General features: G+C 38.6%; 15 protein-coding genes. 5 read left to right on the forward strand and 10 right to left on the reverse strand.

Annotation, left to right across the window (positions count from 1 at the left end):
* Positions 1-9: 9 nt before the first annotated feature.
* The gene (locus ACSLUO_RS08840; protein ID WP_448248049.1) at positions 10-1707 is read right to left on the reverse strand and encodes a SufS family cysteine desulfurase; all 1698 of its coding nucleotides are present in this window, start codon (positions 1705-1707) and stop codon (positions 10-12) included.
* Positions 1708-1800: 93 nt separating this feature from the next.
* On the opposite strand from ACSLUO_RS08840, the gene ACSLUO_RS08845 reads away from it, so the two are divergent.
* Positions 1801-2028 carry a hypothetical protein gene (locus ACSLUO_RS08845; protein WP_448248051.1) on the forward strand — a complete coding sequence of 76 codons (228 nt, stop codon included), beginning with the start codon at positions 1801-1803 and terminating at the stop codon, positions 2026-2028.
* A gap of 53 nt (positions 2029-2081) precedes the next feature.
* Here ACSLUO_RS08845 and ACSLUO_RS08850 read toward each other — a convergent pair whose 3' ends face one another.
* The 9 genes from ACSLUO_RS08850 to rimP form a co-directional block, all read right to left on the reverse strand.
* Complete coding sequence (locus ACSLUO_RS08850; protein WP_448248053.1) at positions 2082-3428, reverse strand: tetratricopeptide repeat protein; 1347 nt, start codon at positions 3426-3428, stop codon at positions 2082-2084.
* A gap of 16 nt (positions 3429-3444) precedes the next feature.
* Complete coding sequence (gene nlpI, locus ACSLUO_RS08855) at positions 3445-4332, reverse strand: protease adaptor lipoprotein NlpI (RefSeq protein ID WP_448248055.1); 888 nt, start codon at positions 4330-4332, stop codon at positions 3445-3447.
* Between the two features lie 124 nt (positions 4333-4456).
* Complete coding sequence (gene pnp, locus ACSLUO_RS08860) at positions 4457-6583, reverse strand: polyribonucleotide nucleotidyltransferase (RefSeq protein ID WP_448248057.1); 2127 nt, start codon at positions 6581-6583, stop codon at positions 4457-4459.
* 245 nt (positions 6584-6828) lie between these two features.
* Positions 6829-7098 carry a 30S ribosomal protein S15 gene (gene rpsO, locus ACSLUO_RS08865; RefSeq protein ID WP_448248059.1) on the reverse strand — a complete coding sequence of 90 codons (270 nt, stop codon included), beginning with the start codon at positions 7096-7098 and terminating at the stop codon, positions 6829-6831.
* A gap of 125 nt (positions 7099-7223) precedes the next feature.
* Complete coding sequence (truB, locus tag ACSLUO_RS08870; RefSeq protein ID WP_448248060.1) at positions 7224-8183, reverse strand: tRNA pseudouridine(55) synthase TruB; 960 nt, start codon at positions 8181-8183, stop codon at positions 7224-7226.
* Positions 8184-8187: 4 nt separating this feature from the next.
* Positions 8188-8613, reverse strand: coding sequence for a 30S ribosome-binding factor RbfA (gene rbfA / locus ACSLUO_RS08875; protein ID WP_448248357.1), 426 nt, complete (start codon positions 8611-8613; stop codon positions 8188-8190).
* Between the two features lie 94 nt (positions 8614-8707).
* Positions 8708-11374, reverse strand: a complete 2667-nt coding sequence (gene infB, locus ACSLUO_RS08880) for a translation initiation factor IF-2 (RefSeq protein WP_448248061.1) — start codon at positions 11372-11374, stop codon at positions 8708-8710.
* Positions 11375-11396: 22 nt separating this feature from the next.
* Positions 11397-12890, reverse strand: coding sequence for a transcription termination factor NusA (gene nusA / locus ACSLUO_RS08885; RefSeq protein WP_448248063.1), 1494 nt, complete (start codon positions 12888-12890; stop codon positions 11397-11399).
* A gap of 20 nt (positions 12891-12910) precedes the next feature.
* The gene (rimP, locus tag ACSLUO_RS08890; protein WP_448248065.1) at positions 12911-13372 is read right to left on the reverse strand and encodes a ribosome maturation factor RimP; all 462 of its coding nucleotides are present in this window, start codon (positions 13370-13372) and stop codon (positions 12911-12913) included.
* Between the two features lie 457 nt (positions 13373-13829).
* Here rimP and ACSLUO_RS08895 point away from each other — a divergent pair, with 457 nt between their 5' ends.
* The 4 genes from ACSLUO_RS08895 to rsxC all read left to right on the forward strand — a co-directional run bounded on the left by ACSLUO_RS08895 (position 13830) and on the right by rsxC (position 19382).
* Positions 13830-15707 (forward strand): EAL domain-containing protein, encoded by a 1878-nt coding sequence (locus ACSLUO_RS08895; protein WP_448248067.1) that lies wholly within the window; start codon positions 13830-13832, stop codon positions 15705-15707.
* A gap of 168 nt (positions 15708-15875) precedes the next feature.
* Entirely contained in the window at positions 15876-16454 is a 579-nt protein-coding gene (gene rsxA / locus ACSLUO_RS08900) for an electron transport complex subunit RsxA (RefSeq protein ID WP_448248069.1), read from the forward strand.
* Positions 16454-17014, forward strand: coding sequence for an electron transport complex subunit RsxB (gene rsxB / locus ACSLUO_RS08905; RefSeq protein WP_448248071.1), 561 nt, complete (start codon positions 16454-16456; stop codon positions 17012-17014). The genes rsxA and rsxB overlap by 1 nt, the downstream gene beginning before the upstream one ends.
* 7 nt (positions 17015-17021) lie before the next feature.
* Positions 17022-19382, forward strand: coding sequence for an electron transport complex subunit RsxC (gene rsxC, locus ACSLUO_RS08910; protein ID WP_448248073.1), 2361 nt, complete (start codon positions 17022-17024; stop codon positions 19380-19382).
* The last annotated feature ends 1 nt before the right edge of the window (position 19383 follow it).

The raw sequence follows: 19383 nt of genomic DNA on the forward strand, positions 1-19383 counted from the left end.
ATTATCTTATTAAACGTTCACTAACTGCCGAATTCTATCAACAATGGCATTTAAACCATTACTTCTTGATGGACTTAAATGTTGCGTTAAGCCTAATTTTTCAAAAAAAACGTGAATATCGAATGCTAAAATTTCAGCGCTCGTCAAATTTTGGTAAGCAGATGTGGTAATAAACATTAGTCCACGAATGACTCTGGCATCACTATCACAATGAAACTGATATCGGCCATCAGATTGCTGCTCAGCAACCAACCAAGCCTTGCTTTCACAACCGGAAATTAAACAAGAATCACTACGTAAATTTTTAGGTAATCGTTTCAGTGCTTTACCATAAAGCATAATAGCTCTGTGCTTGGCATCCCAAGATTTAGCTTGATTAAACTCGGCGACAATAGCCTCAACAGCAGCCCTATCATCTTGAGTTGCCACCATCGCTAAGTTATGGTCATTAGCAACATTGTTTAGCTGATGTTCGTTACTAATAAACGATTTAAGTGCTGTTACAAGCTGGTCAATTTCAGCAATTGTATTGTAAGCCGTTAACGAAACTCGAATACAACCATCGAGGTTTAAATAGCGCATTAACGGCATCGCACAATGGTGGCCGCACCGTACAGCAATGCCCTGTGTATCTAAAAATGCCGCTACATCTTGATTATGGTGAGCATTAATAGTGAATGAGAATATAGACATATCTGGTTGTTTTTCAACAATAAACTTCAGTTCATCAATTAAACTAAGTTGTTGAAAAGCATAACGTGTAAGGGTTTGCTCATACGCTTGAATACTTGCAATATCCCAACGTTGAAAACTTCCTAATGCGCTTTTAAAACCAATAACCGCGGCAATATTAGGTGTTCCGGCTTCAAACTTAAAAGGTAAACTATTATAGCTTGTGCCAGTAAAGCTAACTTGCGCAACCATTTCACCACCACCTTGATAAGGTGGCATTTCCGTTAACAAGCTCTCTTTGCCGTATAATACGCCCAGCCCTGTTGGGCCATAAAATTTATGGCTAGAAAAAACATAAAAATCGCAATCTAATGCTTGTACATCAACCGTCAAATGAGCAATTGCTTGCGCGCCATCTATTAAGGTTTTTGCATTAACCGTTTTTGCTTTAGCAATAATACTCGCAATATCGTTTACTTTACCGATAACATTCGAAATATGGCAGCAAGCAACCAGCTTTGTTTTCTCGGTAATGTATTGCTCTAAACAGGTGGTATCAATACAGCCGTCAGGCAATAAAGGTAATACCTTGATCACTGCCCCCGTTTGCTCAGCGATTATTTGCCAGCTAACAATATTTGCATGATGCTCAGACTGGCTAAGCACTATTTCATCACCCGGTAATAAGTTGGCTCTTCCCCACGCATTAGCCACTAAATTAATGGCTTCGGTTGTGCCTTTTGTCCAAATAATTTCTTTTTCACTATTAGCATTAAGATAATTTTTAACCTCAATACGAGCTTGCTCAAATAAGGTCGTTGCTCGTGCACTTAACGCATACGACCCTCGATGCACATTAGCGTTATCATATTGATAATATTCATTTATTGCGTCAATGGTTGCACTCATTTTTTGAGTTGTGGCGGCGTTATCAAAATAACACAAGGTTTTATTATTAACCTTTTGTTTTAAAAGCGGAAAATCATCTCGAAAAGCCGAGATTTGAAAAGGATGCATACGTAATAATTCAGCCATTAAATTAGCGTTAAGTTGTCATAATTATACAATATTATATAGCGATAAGTTCACATTTACGTGTTTTATAGCAACTATAAATATATAGGTATTTTGGCAAAATGGTCTATACCTATAACAGTAATCAAAAAGGATAGTAGTATGGCTTTATATTCTTGGTTTGTAGATACTAACAATAGCAATAATAATATTCCTCCACAAAAAAGCTCAATGTGGCCAATAGCAAAAACTAAAAAAACTAATACTTTATTGCAGCGACATTTATCTCAAACAACACCCTTAAAAATTAAACAGCTTAAAGTAATCAATAATAAAAGCTAAGCTTGACTGCCTTAGCGTTAAAGTAACGCTGTCAGGTTTGACACTTTCATCTTTTATAGATGGTGGTTAAGTAACTTTAAATAGAGCTTAGGTAGTGGCATATCATCATATTCTAACAAGGTCAGCTTGCTAGTTGGTTTAAATGCCGCGACATTATTATTTGAGCAGGTACGGGCAGGAAACACTCCAACCGCCTTATTATGACTAATAGGTGTTCCTAATAACCATGCTTTTTGCTGGTGAATATTATCTTGCCTCACCTGTTGTTTAGTAAAAATGGGTGTCTTATCATCAATCCACTCTCCCCAAGGTAAATCATTGATGATCTGCTGACGTAGCTTGCTTCTGTCGCCATAATACAAACGCTCTTTTACTACCACATTTAATGATGATTCAGTCGAGCCTGCTTGGCAAAACAAGTGACCTTTCCTTAAAGCATATTCATCAACAAAGCCTAATAAATGGCTAAGTTCATGGCGAAAAACGTCAATATCATCATCACTATCTAAATAAACAATCTTTCGATGAACATTAGCACCACCTTCTGGCAGCATGATCCCCAAATACTGAGATTTCGTGTTAGTTACCCAGCTTGGCCAATTTTGTTCATGGCATTGAATAGCCTCTTCTCCTTGGTGATAACAAGCTAACACGGGTTTGGGGATATAGGCCACTGGCGCAAAACAAAAATACTCAGCAAGGGCATGAGCACGAAAACCCTCGATCAAACGAGTGATATGCTGTAAATCAGACAACCTAGTCGCATAAAATTGAATACTATGAGGACACGTAGGAGTAATTACCGAAGGAGACCAAAGCGGTTTGTTAGCATTTTCAGCGACAGTAATGATGTTAAATGTCAGCAGCTGTTGATATAAAGTTGTTAAGCTTGGCTGTGCTGCCAGCAATGGTGCTAGCTCAATGATCGCTTCACTATCGCCATGTTCAACCGCAAGTTCAATTGCTAACGTTAATACTTGCGGATGATTTAAAAATTGCGCTAATAACTGCTTCGCTTGCAGATACTGATCGGTTTCTGCATAGTTTTTGGCTAATAAATTCACAGCCCTTGGCTGTTCTAATTCAACCGCTATTTCAAGCCAGCGCAGAGCCTGTTTACCTTGTTTTGTTTGCAGATAAAAATGCGCTAACTCAACCGCAACCTCACCATGGTATGGTGCTAAAAAAGACGCTTGTTGCAACCAAGCAAGTGAATACTTTTCATGTTGCTCAAGCTCATGTAACAAAACAGGAAGATACCTGAGTTGTTGTGCGATCTTTATTTCATGTGCCGTTAATAAGCCAAGTTTTTGCTGGCCGACAAGATACGTTGACCAAAAAAAAGAGCTTGATGGTATTAATACCACCAAGCTCAATATCAGATAACGTAAGGTAAACATTGAATGCAACTATAGGTTAATTAGACTGGGTTTCAACCTGAGTTTCATTAATCAGATCAAGGGCTAATTTAGCGTATCTATGCTCTACAAACTCATAAACTTTGGTCGCTAAGGCAAGCTTAAAGTAATTTTCTGCTACAGGTTTATTACCGTTAATTTCATTTAATTTACCCAGATAAAAATACGCTTCACATAACTTTTCAATCAATTCTTTATGATCATTCACATTATTAGACACCAATGCTAATAATTTATCTTCCGGTAGATGACCTAAAAATAAATCAACGATATGAATTCCCCAAACATTATTTGGTAACGCTGCTCGCCTCATTGATAAGTTTTGCATCGCCTGTGGGTCATTCATTGCTTGTTCAGCAAAGTATAACCAAATAACACGATAAGGGTCTTTTGGCTGTTTATTTAAAAAAGCCAATAAATCTTCTTTTGCTAAGCTCGGACGATCAGCAAAATATAACGCTATACCTCTATTTAAGTAGGCATATTCATGCTCAGGGTCAAGATCTAACGCTGAGTCAAAGGCATCAAAAGCTTGGGTAAATTGTTGTAACTGGGTGAAATGAATACCAATAAAATTATAGGCTTCAACTAAGTCAGGCTTTAATGTTAAGGCATGTTTGAAATCAAAAAAAGCCAGTGTTCTTAAACCTACTTTGTCGTAATAAGTACCACGTTGATAATAAAACTCGGCACGTTGGGCATTACTGACATCAGCCCGCAATATCGCTTGCGATAAACTAGCAATAGCAACTTCATGTTTGTAATTAACCGGTAATGGTTCGGTGATCATTAATTGCTGCATCGCTTGGCGATTACTGAACGTTGACAGGTTAGTACAGCCTTGTACTAAAAAAAAGGCAGATAAAAGTAAATAACGGAATATCACTAAACAAGAAACCAAATATTTGAATTTTTTAAATTATATAAAAAAGGGAGCTAATTAGCTCCCTTTTTATTCGACATTAATTGGCTAAAATAAAACCTTACTTCTAGCCATTAAAGAACCGTGATTATTCAGCAGATTCTGTTGCAGCTGGTGCTGCTTCTGCTGGCTTTTCAACGGCTTCTTTCATACTTAAACGAACGCGACCTTGACGGTCAACTTCTAGTACTTTAACCGTTACTTCTTGGCCTTCAGTTAATACGTCAGTTACTGCATTTACACGTTCTTCAGAGATTTGTGAAATGTGTACTAAACCGTCTTTACCTGGAAGTACATTAACAAAAGCACCAAAATCAACGATACGTACAACTTTACCTGTGTACACTGTACCCACTTCAATTTCAGCGGTTAATGCTTTAATACGGTTGATAGCATCTTCAGCTTGCTCACCTGAAGTAGCGGCAATTTTAACCGTACCATCATCTTCAATTTCAATGGTAGTGCCCGTTTCTTCAGTAAGTTGACGAATAGTTGCGCCACCTTTACCAATAACGTCACGAATTTTATCCGCTGAAATTTTCAATGTGTGAATACGTGGAGCAAAATCAGAAATCTCTTCACGAGCACCACTAATTGCTTCATCCATTACACTTAAGATATGAATACGTGCGCCTTTCGCTTGGTTAAGCGCTGTTTGCATAATATCTTGAGTAATACCTTCAATTTTAATGTCCATTTGCAGCGCTGTGATACCATCTTTAGTACCAGCTACTTTAAAGTCCATATCACCTAAGTGATCTTCATCACCTAAGATATCAGAAAGTACAACGTGGCTGTCACCTTCTTTAACAAGACCCATAGCAATACCAGCAACAGAATCTTTAATTGGTACACCCGCATCCATAAGTGCTAACGATGTACCACAAACAGAAGCCATTGAAGATGAACCATTTGATTCTGTAATTTCAGAAACCACACGTACAGAATACGGGAATTCTTCCATTGTTGGCATAACAGCTAACATACCACGCTTAGCTAAACGACCGTGACCAATTTCACGACGCTTTGGTGAGCCAACAAAACCTGTTTCACCAACAGAATAAGGAGGGAAGTTATAATGCAACATAAAGTTGTCAGTCTTCTCGCCTAAAATAGTTTCAATACGTTGTGCATCACGAGCAGTACCAAGTGTAGCTGTTACTAAAGCTTGGGTTTCACCACGAGTAAATACCGCTGAACCATGAGTTCTTGGTAATACACCTGTCATAACATCTAAAGCACGGATCATTTCAGGATCACGACCATCAATACGAGGGTGACCTTGAGTAATACGACCACGTACAACAGTTTTTTCTAAATCGTGGAATAAGTCTTTTGCTTCTTGAACATTAAGTTCTTCGTCTTCCGCTAATAAAGCTTCAACTACAGCATTTCTGATCTCAGCAACTTTTTCATAACGTGTTGCTTTTTCAGTAATTTGGTATGCTTCATTTACTTGGCTTTCAGCAAGCTCAGCAATTTTAGCAATTAAAGCAGCATTTTTAACTGGCGCTTCCCATTCCCATGAAGGAGTGTTTACTTCAGCAGCAAATTCTTTAATTGCATTAATTGCAATTTGAGATTGCTCATGACCATAAACAACCGCACCTAACATTACATCTTCAGAAAGCACATCAGCTTCTGATTCAACCATTAATACAGCAGCATCAGTACCAGCAACAACTAAATCTAATTGGCTTGTTTCTAACTCTGATTGTAATGGGTTAAGAATATATTTACCGTCAGTATAACCAACGCGCGCAGCACCTACTGGACCACTAAAAGGTGTACCTGTAATTGCTAACGCAGCAGATGTACCTAATAATGAAATAATATCTGGAGAAATTTCAGGGTTAGCTGAAACAACCGTAATAATAACTTGGATTTCGTTCGTAAACCCTTCTGGGAATAAAGGACGAATTGGACGGTCAATTAAACGTGCAATTAATGTTTCTTCTTCAGAAGGACGACCTTCACGCTTAAAGAAACCACCTGGGATTTTACCCGCTGCATACGTTTTTTCTTGATAGTTAACCGTTAAAGGGAAAAAATCTTGCCCTTCTTTTGATTCTTTTTTAGCTACAACTGACACTAATACGCAAGTATCGTCCATTGATGCCATAACAGCAGCAGTAGCTTGACGAGCGATAACGCCTGTTTCTAAAGTTACGGTATGTTGACCGTATTCAAATGTTTTAGTTACCGGAGTAAACATTTTTTTTCATTCCTTATTTGAGACACTAATTTACCTATTTAAATTAGCTCTATTACTTTTATTTAATTTTTGCACGCTAATTATACTGACAAAGTATCGCTTTGCTAGCTTAATGGTGAATAAAGATAAAAATGTTATAAATTTCTGCGTTTTTTCTACTAACAGGAGTGAATAATAGCGAGTTTTTATAAAAATTTGGCAAAAAAAAAGAGCCAGCCGGCTCTTTTTATCAATCAAGTTACATCTTAACGACGTAAACCTAATTTAGCGATTAATGCACTGTAACGTTCAGTGTTTTTACGCTTTAAGTAGTCAAGTAATTTACGACGTTGACTAACCATACGTAATAAACCACGACGTGAATGGTGATCATGGATGTGCTCTTTGAAGTGACCTTGTAAGTGGTTGATTTGTGTAGTTAACAAAGCAACTTGTACTTCTGGTGAACCTGTATCACCTTCTTGTTGAGCATATTCAGCAACGATAGCTGCTTTTTGTTCTGCATTTAAAGACATAATTAATACCTTAGTTAGTGTTTTCTTAAATACCCACCAAGCCAAACACTAATTCAGCAAGGAGGAAAGAGCGCGCATTCTATATAGCTAAGGCTATAAATGCAAGCTAAATAAACAGGTTGAAACTATTTGTTTAACTTAATCAGCTCTTCATTAGGAACAATAATCCGTTTTGGGGCAACTAAACCGTTGTCATCAATAACCCCAACACCTAAAAATTCATCGGTGTCATCTTGGTAAACTTGTACTAAACCATCAACAGGCGCGCCAGCAGCTTGTACTGGGTTACCGTGACGTAAATACACAGTTGACGCTTCATCAACGGTTACTTTAGGCATACCAACTAAAGCGGTGTTCAGTGGTAATAACAAGGGGTCTAAATAAACAGATGGCGATACATCTTCCGCCTTGGCTTTTTCTAATAAGCTTTCTAACAGCTCAAACGTCACCATTTTTTCACGCGGATAAGAACCAACTGCAACACGACGCAGCATTGAAACATGCGCGCCACAACCTAACAGCTCACCTAAATCATCAACAATAGTACGAATATAAGTGCCTTTAGAAACATGAATTTCCATATCCACTTCATCACCTTCAAAGCGTAATACTTCTAACCGAAAAACGGTGATATCACGCGCTTCTCTAGGAACTTCAATTCCCTCTCGGGCATACTTATATAAAGGCTGCCCTTGATACTTTAAGGCAGAATACATGGATGGTACTTGTTTTGTGTCACCGCGAAAAGTATCTACAGCTGCAGCTAACTGCGCTTGTGTTACCGTTACCGGTTTTTCACTCACTATGTCACCATCAGCATCACTGGTGGTGGTTCTAACGCCTAATTTTGCGGTTACAATATAGGTTTTGTCAGTATCAAGTAAGAACTGAGAAAATTTAGTACCTTCACCTAAACAAACAGGCAACATGCCGGTTGCTAACGGATCTAAAGCCCCGGTATGACCCGCTTTTTGAGCAAAATAAATGCGTTTTACTTTTTGTAAGGCTGAGTTAGATGATATTTCTAATGGTTTATCAAGTAACAAAATGCCATTAATTGCACGGCCTTTTCTTCTTTTTGCCATTGAGCTAGTCTGCCTTTGGTTCTGCGTTTTCTTCACTCACTGAGTCGCTACCAGGTTCTTTACCTGAACGGCGTTCATCTTCTGCAACCGCTTGATTAACTAACGATGTCATACGCACACCTTCACTCATTGATTTATCAAAAACAAATCTTAGCTCAGGCATAATACGCGCTTTAATACGCTTAGCTAATAACGTACGAATATAACCCGCCGCATCATTTAATATTTTGGCCGACTCTTCTTCACATTGCCCATCAAGGGTAAAAAAGGTGACAAAAATTTTGGCATAAGCAAGATCACGGGTTATTTCAACTTCATTGACCGTTACCATGCCTAAGCGTGGATCTTTTACTTCGCGCTGAATAATCATCGCGATTTCTTTTTGGATTTGCTGACCTACACGATCAGTACGAGCATAATCTCTCGCCATCATAATTCTCCAGAATGGCTATAATTAGAATACCAATAACTATAGCTAAAAATGGGGGCTAAGCCCCCATTCTACATAGTCTTATAAATGAAACTTATAACGTTCGTTGAATTTCAACCGTTTCAAATACTTCGATTTGGTCACCAACACGAACATCATTGTAGTTCTTAACACCAATACCACATTCGGTACCGCTACGAACTTCTTGAACGTCGTCTTTAAAGCGACGAAGTGACTCTAATTCACCTTCGTAGATTACGATGTTATCACGTAATACTCGAATAGGAGCGCTACGCTTGATGTTACCTTCAGTTACCATACAACCTGCAATAGCACCAATCTTAGGCGATTTGAATACATCACGAACTTGTGCAAGACCAATAATCTCTTGTTTAAATTCTGGCGCTAACATACCGCTCATCGCTTGTTTAACTTCGTCAATCAATGCGTAGATAACACTGTAATAACGTAAATCAATTTTCTCTGATTCAATCACTTTACGTGCAGCTGCATCAGCACGAACGTTAAAACCAACAACAATTGCATTTGATGCTGCGGCTAATGAAGCGTCAGTTTCAGTAATACCACCAACACCTGAGCCAATGATTTTCACTTTAACTTCATCAGTTGATAATTTAGTTAATGAATCAGAAATTGCTTCAAGTGAACCTTGTACGTCAGATTTTAATACCACGTTAACTTCAGACACTTCACCTTCAGCCATATCAGAGAACATGTTCTCTAATTTAGATTTTTGCTGACGCGCTAATTTAACATCGCGGAATTTACCTTGACGATATAAAGCTACTTCACGTGCTTTTTTCTCATCTTTAACAACGGTAGCTTCATCACCTGATTGTGGAACACCACTCAAGCCTAAAATTTCAACCGGAATTGATGGGCCTGCTGATTTAATATCGCGACCTAATTCATCACGCATCGCACGAACACGACCGTACTCTAAACCACAAAGTACGATATCACCTTGGTTCAAAGTACCTTCTTGTACAAGTACGGTTGCTACCGGTCCACGACCTTTATCAAGCTTAGACTCAACAACAACACCACTTGCCATTTTATCAACAACAGCTGTTAATTCTAAAACTTCCGCTTGTAACAAGATGGCATCTAATAATTCATCAATACCTAAACCAGTTTTTGCTGAAACATGAACAAACTGAATGTCACCGCCCCACTCTTCTGAAAGCACGTCGTGTTGTGATAATTCACTTTTAACACGTTCCGGATCAGCAGTTTCTTTATCCATTTTGTTAACAGCAATGATAATTGGCGCATCAGAAGCTTTCGCATGTTGAATTGCTTCAATTGTTTGTGGCATAACACCATCATCAGCGGCAACAACAATAATTACGATATCCGTTGCTTTAGCACCACGAGCACGCATAGCTGTAAACGCAGCATGGCCAGGAGTATCTAAGAAAGTGATCATACCATGACCCGTTTCTACGTGATAAGCACCAATATGCTGAGTAATACCACCAGCTTCGCCAGAAGCAACTTTAGCTTCACGAATATGATCAAGTAATGATGTTTTACCATGATCAACGTGACCCATAATAGTAACAACTGGTGCTCGAGTAATTTCTTCACCCGCATGACCACGATCAGAAAGTACCGCTTCTTCAAGGGCATTTTCTTTTACTAGAATCACTTCACGACCCATTTCTTCAGCAACTAAAGCTGCTGTTTCTTGGTCAATAACTTGGTTAATGGTCGCCATAGCGCCCATTTTAAACATTACTTTAACAACTTCTGCGCCTTTAACTGACATTTTGTTAGCTAGCTCAGCTACAGAAATAGTTTCACCAATGCGTACTTCACTTATTTTTGCTTCAACTGGTTTTTGGAAACCATGTTGTAAGCTTTGTGGCGCAGATAACGTTTGCTTGCCTTTACGACCACGTTGATTTCTATCTTGTGCCGCCGGCTTTTTCTTCTTACGACGACGTCCGCCTTCATCAGCAGCATCTACTTTATCTTCAGCTTCTTGTGCATACTTAGACGAAGTAACATGAACAACATCATTTTCATGTTTTTGACGTTCTTCTGCTTCTGCTTTCCAGCGAGCTTCATTTTCTTCAGCGAGTTTTTTCGCTTCTTCCGCACTTTTCTTCGCTTCAGCTTCAGCTTTTGCTGCCGCTTCTTTTTCAGCAATTAAGCGAATACGCTCAGCTTCATCAGATGCTGCACGTTCTTCTGGTGTTTGATTCGCTTTCGCTTTTTCAATTTCTAACGCTTTTAAGCGAGCAGCTTCTTTTGCTTTTGCATCAGCTTCTGCTTTCGCTTTAGCATCGGCTTCAGCTTTTGCTTTAGCCGCAAGTTCTGCTTCGGCTTTCGCTTTAGCGGCGGCTTCTTCTGCCGCTTTTGCTTCTGCTTCAGCCGCAGCTGCCGCTTCTGCAGCTGCTTTCGCTTCTGCTTCAGCGATTTGCTGTTCTTCAATATCGCTACGTTTTACATAAGTACGTTTTTTGCGTACTTCTACTTGTACCGATTTTGCTTTACTACCTGAACCTAAAACTAAGGTCGACTTTTTCTTACGATTAAGTGTCATTTTGCTTGGTTGTGCTGACGAGTCATCGCCATGTTGCTTTTTCAAGTGCTCAAGCAAGATTTCTTTTTCTTGCTCTGTTACTGAATCAGCAGCAGATTTTACAATACCCGCATCTGCTAACTGGCTAACCAAACGATCGACCGGCGTACCAATTTCATTGGCAAGTTGTTCAACTTTTACTTCTGCCATCTATACTGTTCTCCCGGCGTTCTTATTCTTCATTAAACCAACAAATGTTACGAGCAGCCATTATTAACTCACCCGCTTTGGTTTCATCTAATTCTTCAATATCAGCAAGGTCATCAATACCTTGCTCAGCTAAGTCTTCAAGTGTACGCACACCTTTACTTGCTAAGACATAAGCTAAATGTTTTTCTAAACCTTCAAGATTTAATAAATCTTCTGCTGGTTCAGAGCCTTCAAGCGATTCTTCACTTGCTAAGGCTTGAGTCGTTAATGCCGCTTTTGCACGTTCACGAAGTTCTTCAACGATGTCTTCGTTCATACCGTCAATTTCAAGTAATTCAGCAACAGGAACGTAAGCAATTTCTTCTAACGTGGCAAAACCTTCATCAGCTAATAACAAAGCAAAGTCTTCATCAATATCCAATTTTTCAGTGAATAGGTTTAGCACTTTGTCGTTTTCAGCTTGATGTTTTTCATTCATCGCTTCAACGGTCATTACGTTAAGTTCCCAGCCAGTTAACTGACTTGCTAAACGAACGTTTTGACCACTGCGGCCAATCGCCATCGCTAAATTGCCTTCTTCAACCGCGATATCCATAGTGCCTTTGTCTTCATCAACAATAATTGATGCAACTTCAGCTGGCGCCATGGCATTAATAACGTATTGTGCCGGGTTGTCGTCATATAAAACGATATCAACACGCTCACCGCCTAACTCACCAGATACGGCTTGTACACGTGAACCACGCATACCAACACATGCACCTACTGGGTCAATACGTTTGTCGTTAGATTTAACGGCAATTTTTGCACGTGAACCTGGGTCACGAGCAGCGCCTTTAATTTCTAACATTTCTTCGCCAATTTCCGGTACTTCAACACGGAAAAGTTCAATCAACATTTCTGGCTTAGTACGAGAAACAAATAATTGTGCTCCGCGAGCTTCTGGCTTAATGGCGTATAACAAACCACGTACACGATCACCTGGACGGAAAACTTCACGTGGTAACATGTCGTCACGATAAATAATCGCTTCGGCATTATTACCTAAATCAATGATAATGCTTTCACGGCTTGCTTTTTTAACAACACCGGTAATTAATTCACCTAATTGATCCTGATAAGCATCAACAATTAACGCACGCTCAGCTTCACGTACTTTTTGTACGATAACTTGTTTAGCGGTTTGTGTTGTTATACGGTCAAATTTAACTGACTCAATTTGTTCTTCTACATAAGAACCTATTGTTACTTCTGGCGCTTCATATGAAGCAGCAGAAAAACTCATTTCAGCATATGGATTTTCCATTTCTGCGTCATCGGCAATAACTAACCAACGTCGAAAAGTGTCAAACTCGCCCGTTTTACGATCAATTTCAACACGAACAACGATATCGCCTTCGTATTTTTTCTTAGTTGCTGTTTCAAGCGCAGTTTCCATCGCTTCAAAAATACTTTCACGCGGTAATGCTTTTTCGTTAGAAACGGCATCTACAACCAGTAATACTTCCTTAGTCATGCTACCTAGCCTTTTACTTATTAATCTTCAAAATTCGGAACAAGGTTTGCCTTGTCGATGTTAGTTATTATTAATTGATACTCTTCGCCGTCAACGACAACAAAAATCGTATCATTTTCTATTTTTTCCAATACACCTTTAAATTTACGACGCCCATTTAATGGCACCCCTAATTTAACTTGTATTGTTTCACCAATTACTTGTTCGTAATGTGCTTTAACAAATAATGGGCGATCTAAACCTGGCGATGAAACCTCTAAATTGTATTCGGTACTGATTGGGTCTTCGACATCAAGAATAGCACTAACTTGACGACTTACTTCCGCGCAATCGTCAACATCAATCCCATTTTCATGATCAATAAAAATACGTAAAACAGATTGCTTACCCGCACCAATAAATTCTAATCCGAGTAATGATTTACCCGTTTCTTCAACAGCGGGTCTTAACATTTCTGTTAATTTATCTTCAAATTTAGCCAATCACTTTTCTCCAAAAACAAAAAAAGGGCATAATGCCCAGCGAATTTTCAACTGCTGTATTTATAATTTCTAAAAATTATAAATAAAAAAACCCCAATTTGGGGCCTTATCCACTGAACCCGAAAAATTTAATTAATGTTGTTTCAGTCTTTACATTAATTACCTACATTAGGTGCAGCTATCATTTAAAACAACCGTCAGTGACAACCTAATATACTTAGACGGCGAAATTATATAGTTCTGTCTATGCAACCGCAAGGATAAATCTGGTTTTATTGCTAAAAATAAACGATTAATTTCTAAATTGATGCTCTGAAATAAAAATATCCCGTTATAATAGAGTTATAACCACTATATTTTTATTAAACATTCAAAGTTAGTAGAGTTAGTATCTTGATTTTATTCATGATATAAATACGACAAAGTTTTCATAGCAAATTAAGAAATGAAATAATCTATGTATACATATTCCCAATTACTAGCAAGAAACACACTATACGGTATTGGCATCTTTATCATCGTTGCTATCGCGACCGTTTTCACTTTTGAGGGTTTTGTCCACCAGCAACAAAGCCAGCATAGTAAAACGTTAACTGCGGTTAGTGAAAATGTGTTAATCGAAAGTGATGTGAAAACATTAGCCATGTTATTGCGTAAAAGTAATGATTACCAACTATTATCGATTTCAACCAATAATGGTGAAAACCTCTATAATTACCAAAATGAAGATACGCATTTATTAACAAGTTTAATTTCTCCTGCCATCTCTCAAGTTCGAGTTAACGACATTGTCATTAATTATCAATTAAGTAGCTCACTGGTAAATTCTTTAATCACAATGTTGGTTGTTAGCTTTTTAGGTTTTACCTTATTAGTTGTGATCTTTTTATCTCTGGCGAGTAAAAAGCATTACACCCAATTATTTAGTAATGTTTGTGCTTATATAAAAGACGAATTAAACAATATCCATGAACCGAAAGAAAACCAACGCACTAGCAATATTCATATCCCTGAATTAAAAGAAGGTTTAGCAAGTATACGAGAAACCCTAGCGAAAGCAGAACAGCAATCTTCGGTATTAAAAGAAGAAGCTTATGTTGATCACTTAACCCATTTAGCTAATCGCAATGGCTTTATTAAATTTTTCCAAGCTAAAATTAGCCAAGGTGACGAGATTAAATTTGGCGTCATGTTAATTAGCCGCTGCTCTGAATTACAAACGATTAATAAAATTCATGGTTATAAAGAAGGCGACAATTATATTTGCCAAGTGTCTGACATTATTAAAAAAGAAATTGCCCGTTATAAAGGTGGAGAGATATTCCGCTTAAACAGTTCAGACTTTGCCTCTGTTATTCCAAATATAACGTTAAAAGAAGCAGAAAATTATGCGCAAGCACTGACAAGTGGTTTTAATGATTATCAGCAATCATCCGATTTAGATTCTGTCGCATTTACTGGCTTAGTTTCTTTTGATAATAAAAAACCGTTAGGTGAATTATTAGCATTAATTGATACCGCCATCAGTGTCGCACAAACTCAACACATGAATTCTTGGTATTCACAAACAGACTCAAGCATTTTAAATAACCCTAGTGCTAATTACGGTAACCAAAATTGGCGTCAAGAAATAGAAAATGTTCTTGAAGCACAGCGAGTCAGTTTAGTCATTCAACCTATACAAACCAATAAAGCTACCAATCGTATGTATGGCGAAATATTAGCGCGTTTCTTAAATGCTGATGGCTCAGTATTACCAACCGCCTCTTTTATTGCGATGGCTGAAAAACTCGATAAAATCGTAGCGGTTGATCGTATGATCATCGAAAAAACCATACAAGAAATCATCAATAAAAATCTTCAAAAGCAAAGCTTTGGTATCAATATTAGTGCCCGAAGCATTCATGACGAGCATTTTTTAATTTGGTTAGAACGACGTTTATTAAGAGATCAGAATATTGCCAGTAAACTAGTTTTTGAAATCACCGAATTAGGTTTACAGCAAAATATTAAAACCTCTAAACGCTTTATAGATATGATCCACCGTGTTGGCGCTAGAATTACCGTTGAACGTTTTGGCGTTGGTTTAACATCATTTAAGTTCTTTAAAGAATTAAAGCCTGACTTCATCAAAATGGACAGCAGTTATACTCGCGATATTGACGAAGATAAAAACAACCAATATTTTATTCGCGTTATGGTAGATTTAGCTCATCGTTTAAGTATTAATGTATTAGCTGAAAGTGTCGAAACGTTAGAAGAAAAACATGCCTTAGAGCAATTATTTGTTGACGGTTTTCAAGGCTATTACATTGGCAAACCAGAACCAATTTAGCCTTGTGTAATCAGTAATAAATGTCAAAAATAAGAGCCAATAAAATAATTTGTTGGCTCTTTTCTTTTTTGTCTAAAAAATAAAGCCAATACCCTTACAATTCACCGGTTGTTAATTGCCGAATAAAAACGGATAATACCCTTAATTTTCTAAATAAAACATGAGCAAATGACCGACTATCTTCTACTGTTAGTCAGTACCGTTTTAGTAAATAACTTTGTACTGGTAAAATTTCTTGGCTTATGCCCCTTTATGGGCGTTTCATCTCGTACTGAAACGGCTATCGGCATGTCTTTCGCCACCACATTTGTAATGACCTTAGCGTCGTTATTAAGTTATTTGGTTAATACCTATTTATTAGCTCCCCTTGGCTTAGAATATCTAACCACCATGGCTTTTATTTTAGTTATTGCTGTCGTAGTACAATTTACTGAAATGGTTGTTCACAAAACCAGTGCTAATTTATACCGTTTATTGGGTATTTTCTTGCCATTAATTACTACTAATTGTGCCGTTTTAGGTGTTGCCTTATTAAGCATTTATGAACAGCACAGTTTCTTCGAATCCATTGTTTATGGCTTTGGTGCTGCGGTTGGTTTTTCATTAGTATTAATCATGTTTTCAGCAATGCGAGAAAAGCTCGCTAATGCTGATGTACCAAAAGCATTTCAAGGTTCAGCTATTGCCATGATCACAGCAGGTTTAATGTCATTGGCCTTTTTAGGTTTTACAGGGTTAGTGAAATAATGCTAGATATTCTCATTGCTATTGTTGCCCTTGGTACTATCGCCGGCATCTTTGGTGCTATTTTAGGTTTTGCCTCAATAAAATTTAAAGTTGAAGGTGATCCTTTAGTTGAACAACTGGATGATTTATTACCACAAACCCAATGTGGTCAGTGTGGTTACCCTGGCTGTAAACCTTATGCTGAAGCTGTTGCCAATGGTGAAGCTATTAATAAATGTGCCCCTGGTGGTGACGACACCATCAAAAAAATAGCCGATTTAATGGGGGTAGAAGTGTTACCACTTGATGGTAACCATGAACAAGATAACACCCCAAAAGTTGCCTACATTATTGAAGAAGATTGCATCGGCTGTACTAAGTGTATTCAAGCCTGCCCTGTTGACGCAATTATTGGTGCCGCCAAACAAATGCATACCGTGATTATTGATGAATGTACGGGCTGTGATTTATGTGTAGCCCCCTGTCCGGTTGATTGTATTGAAATGCGTCCAATTAAAGAAACACCACAAACATGGTCATGGGATTTAAATTCTATTCCTGTGGTTAATGTTGATAGTTGAGGTGATAATGAATCCAATTATTGAACGTATTGAAAAAGGCCAGTTTTGGCAATTTCATGGTGGGGTTCACCCACTAGAGCAAAAATTTCTCACTAATGATAAGCCTATTCGTCCGTTACCTATTCCCGAGACGTTAATTATTCCCGTGCATCAACACATCGGGCAAGCAGGCAAATTAATTGTTAATGTGGGTGATAAAGTCCTTAAAGGACAAGCTCTAACGGAACCGAATTCACCAATGGCTGTGCCAATTCACGCAGCAACGAGCGGTACGATTAGCGCAATTAAAAATGCAACCATTGCTCACCCATCAGGCATGGAAGAAGTTTGTGTCTTTTTAACCGCTGATGGTGAAGACAAATGGCGCGAACGTGAAGTATGTGACGACTTTTATAGTTTAAGCCGCGAAGATATTATTACTAAAATTGCTCATGCGGGTATTGCTGGTATGGGTGGCGCAGGTTTTCCAACGCATTTTAAAGTAAACACCAAACCGGTAATTAATTATTTAATTATTAACGCTGCTGAGTGTGAGCCTTATATTACCGCTGACGATTTATTAATGCGTGAGCACTGCGCAAGTATTGTTGACGGTATAAAAATACTCGATCATTTATTACTACCTGAATTTATACTTATTGGTATTGAAGACAATAAACCTGAAGCCATTAAAGCTCTTCAGAACGAAACTAAAAATCTTGAAAAAGTCCGCGTTTGTGTTTTACCAACCATCTACCCTACCGGTGGCGAAAAACAGCTTATTCAAGTACTAACAGGTCAAGAAGTCCCTTCAGGTGTTTACCCTGCACAGCTCGGTATTGTCATGCAAAACGTGGCAACTTGTTTTGCCATCGCAGAAGCTGTGATCAATGACACGCCATTAATTAAGCGAGTTGTGACAGTAACTGGCCAAGCCCTTGATAAACCACAAAACGTTTGGGCTAAACTCGGAACACCAATTTCATTCTTGTTAGAACAATGTGGTTACCAAGCCAACAATAATAAACATTTGATCATGGGTGGCCCAATGATGGGCTTTAGCTTGCCATCAGATCAAGTGCCAATTGTAAAAACCACAAACTGTCTGTTAGTACCTAGTAATAAAGAAATACCCAATGAGTCAAAAGAAGTAGAGTGTATTCGCTGTGGTCAATGTGCCGAAGTTTGCCCAAGCCAGCTGTTACCACAAGAGCTACAATGGAGCGCAAAAGCAAAAGATTACGAACAGTTAAACAAACTGAATTTATTTGACTGTATTGATTGTGGTGCATGTGCGTATGTCTGCCCAAGCCAAATTCCGTTGGTACAATATTATCGGGTTGCCAAAGCTGAGATCCGCCACTTACAAATACAAGAAATTAAAGCAGATAAAGCAAAAGCTAGATTCGAAGCCAGAAAAGCACGCCTAGAACGTGAAAAACGTGCCCGCGAAGAAAAGAACCGCTTAGCGGCAGAAGCTCGTCGTGCCAAAATGAATGCTAAAACACCGGAAGCTGAAAATGCTAAATCTGCAGTAGCAGCAGCCCTTGCTCGTGTAAAAGCCAAAAAGGCAGCAAGCCAAAATCCAGCATCAAATACCCCGCCAGCACCACAAACCATAGAAAACAGCAATATTAATGAACAAAGTGCTGAAAAAGCGGAGCAAAAATCGCAAGTTGCCGCAGCAATAGCTCGGGCTAAAGCCAAGAAGTTGGCCGCCAAACAAGCAGCTGAACAAGAAACCAAACCGGCATCAACTAAGCCAGAGCCAACAGTTTCAACAAATGATGCTTCTGAAAGCAAAGTCGCTGATACACCTCCCGTAGCATCAGAAGGCGATAGCAAAAAATCAAAAATTGCCGCAGCCGTTGCGAAAGCAAAAGCCAAAAAGCTGGCCGCCCAAAAAGCAGCAGGATCGGAAGTAACACCCGAAGCTGTAGAGCAAAAATCGACAGCATCAACAAATAATACTTCAGAAAGTGAAGTCGCTGATACACCTCCCGTAGCATCAGAAGCCGATAATAAAAAAGCGAAAATTGCCGCAGCCGTTGCAAAAGCTAAAGCTAAAAAACTGGCAGAGAAAAAAGCTGAAGTGGCTGAAGTGGCTGAAGTGGCTGAAGTGGCTGAAGTGGCTGAAGTGGCTGAAGTGGCTGAGCAACAAACTAACAGCTCAGAGCTTGATAAACAAACTAAAATCAAAGCGGCCATCGCCAAAGCGAAAGCAAAACAACAACAAAAAGCCCTCGCCGATAAAAATGTCGCCACCGCGGAGCCCATACAAGCAACAGTTGCCGACAACAGCTCAACAACTGATGATAAGAAAAAACGTATCGCTGCAGCTATTGCAAAAGCTAAAGCGAAAAAACAACTGCAAGTAGAGTCAAAATAAC

Source organism: Thalassotalea agariperforans, assembly GCF_053470345.1.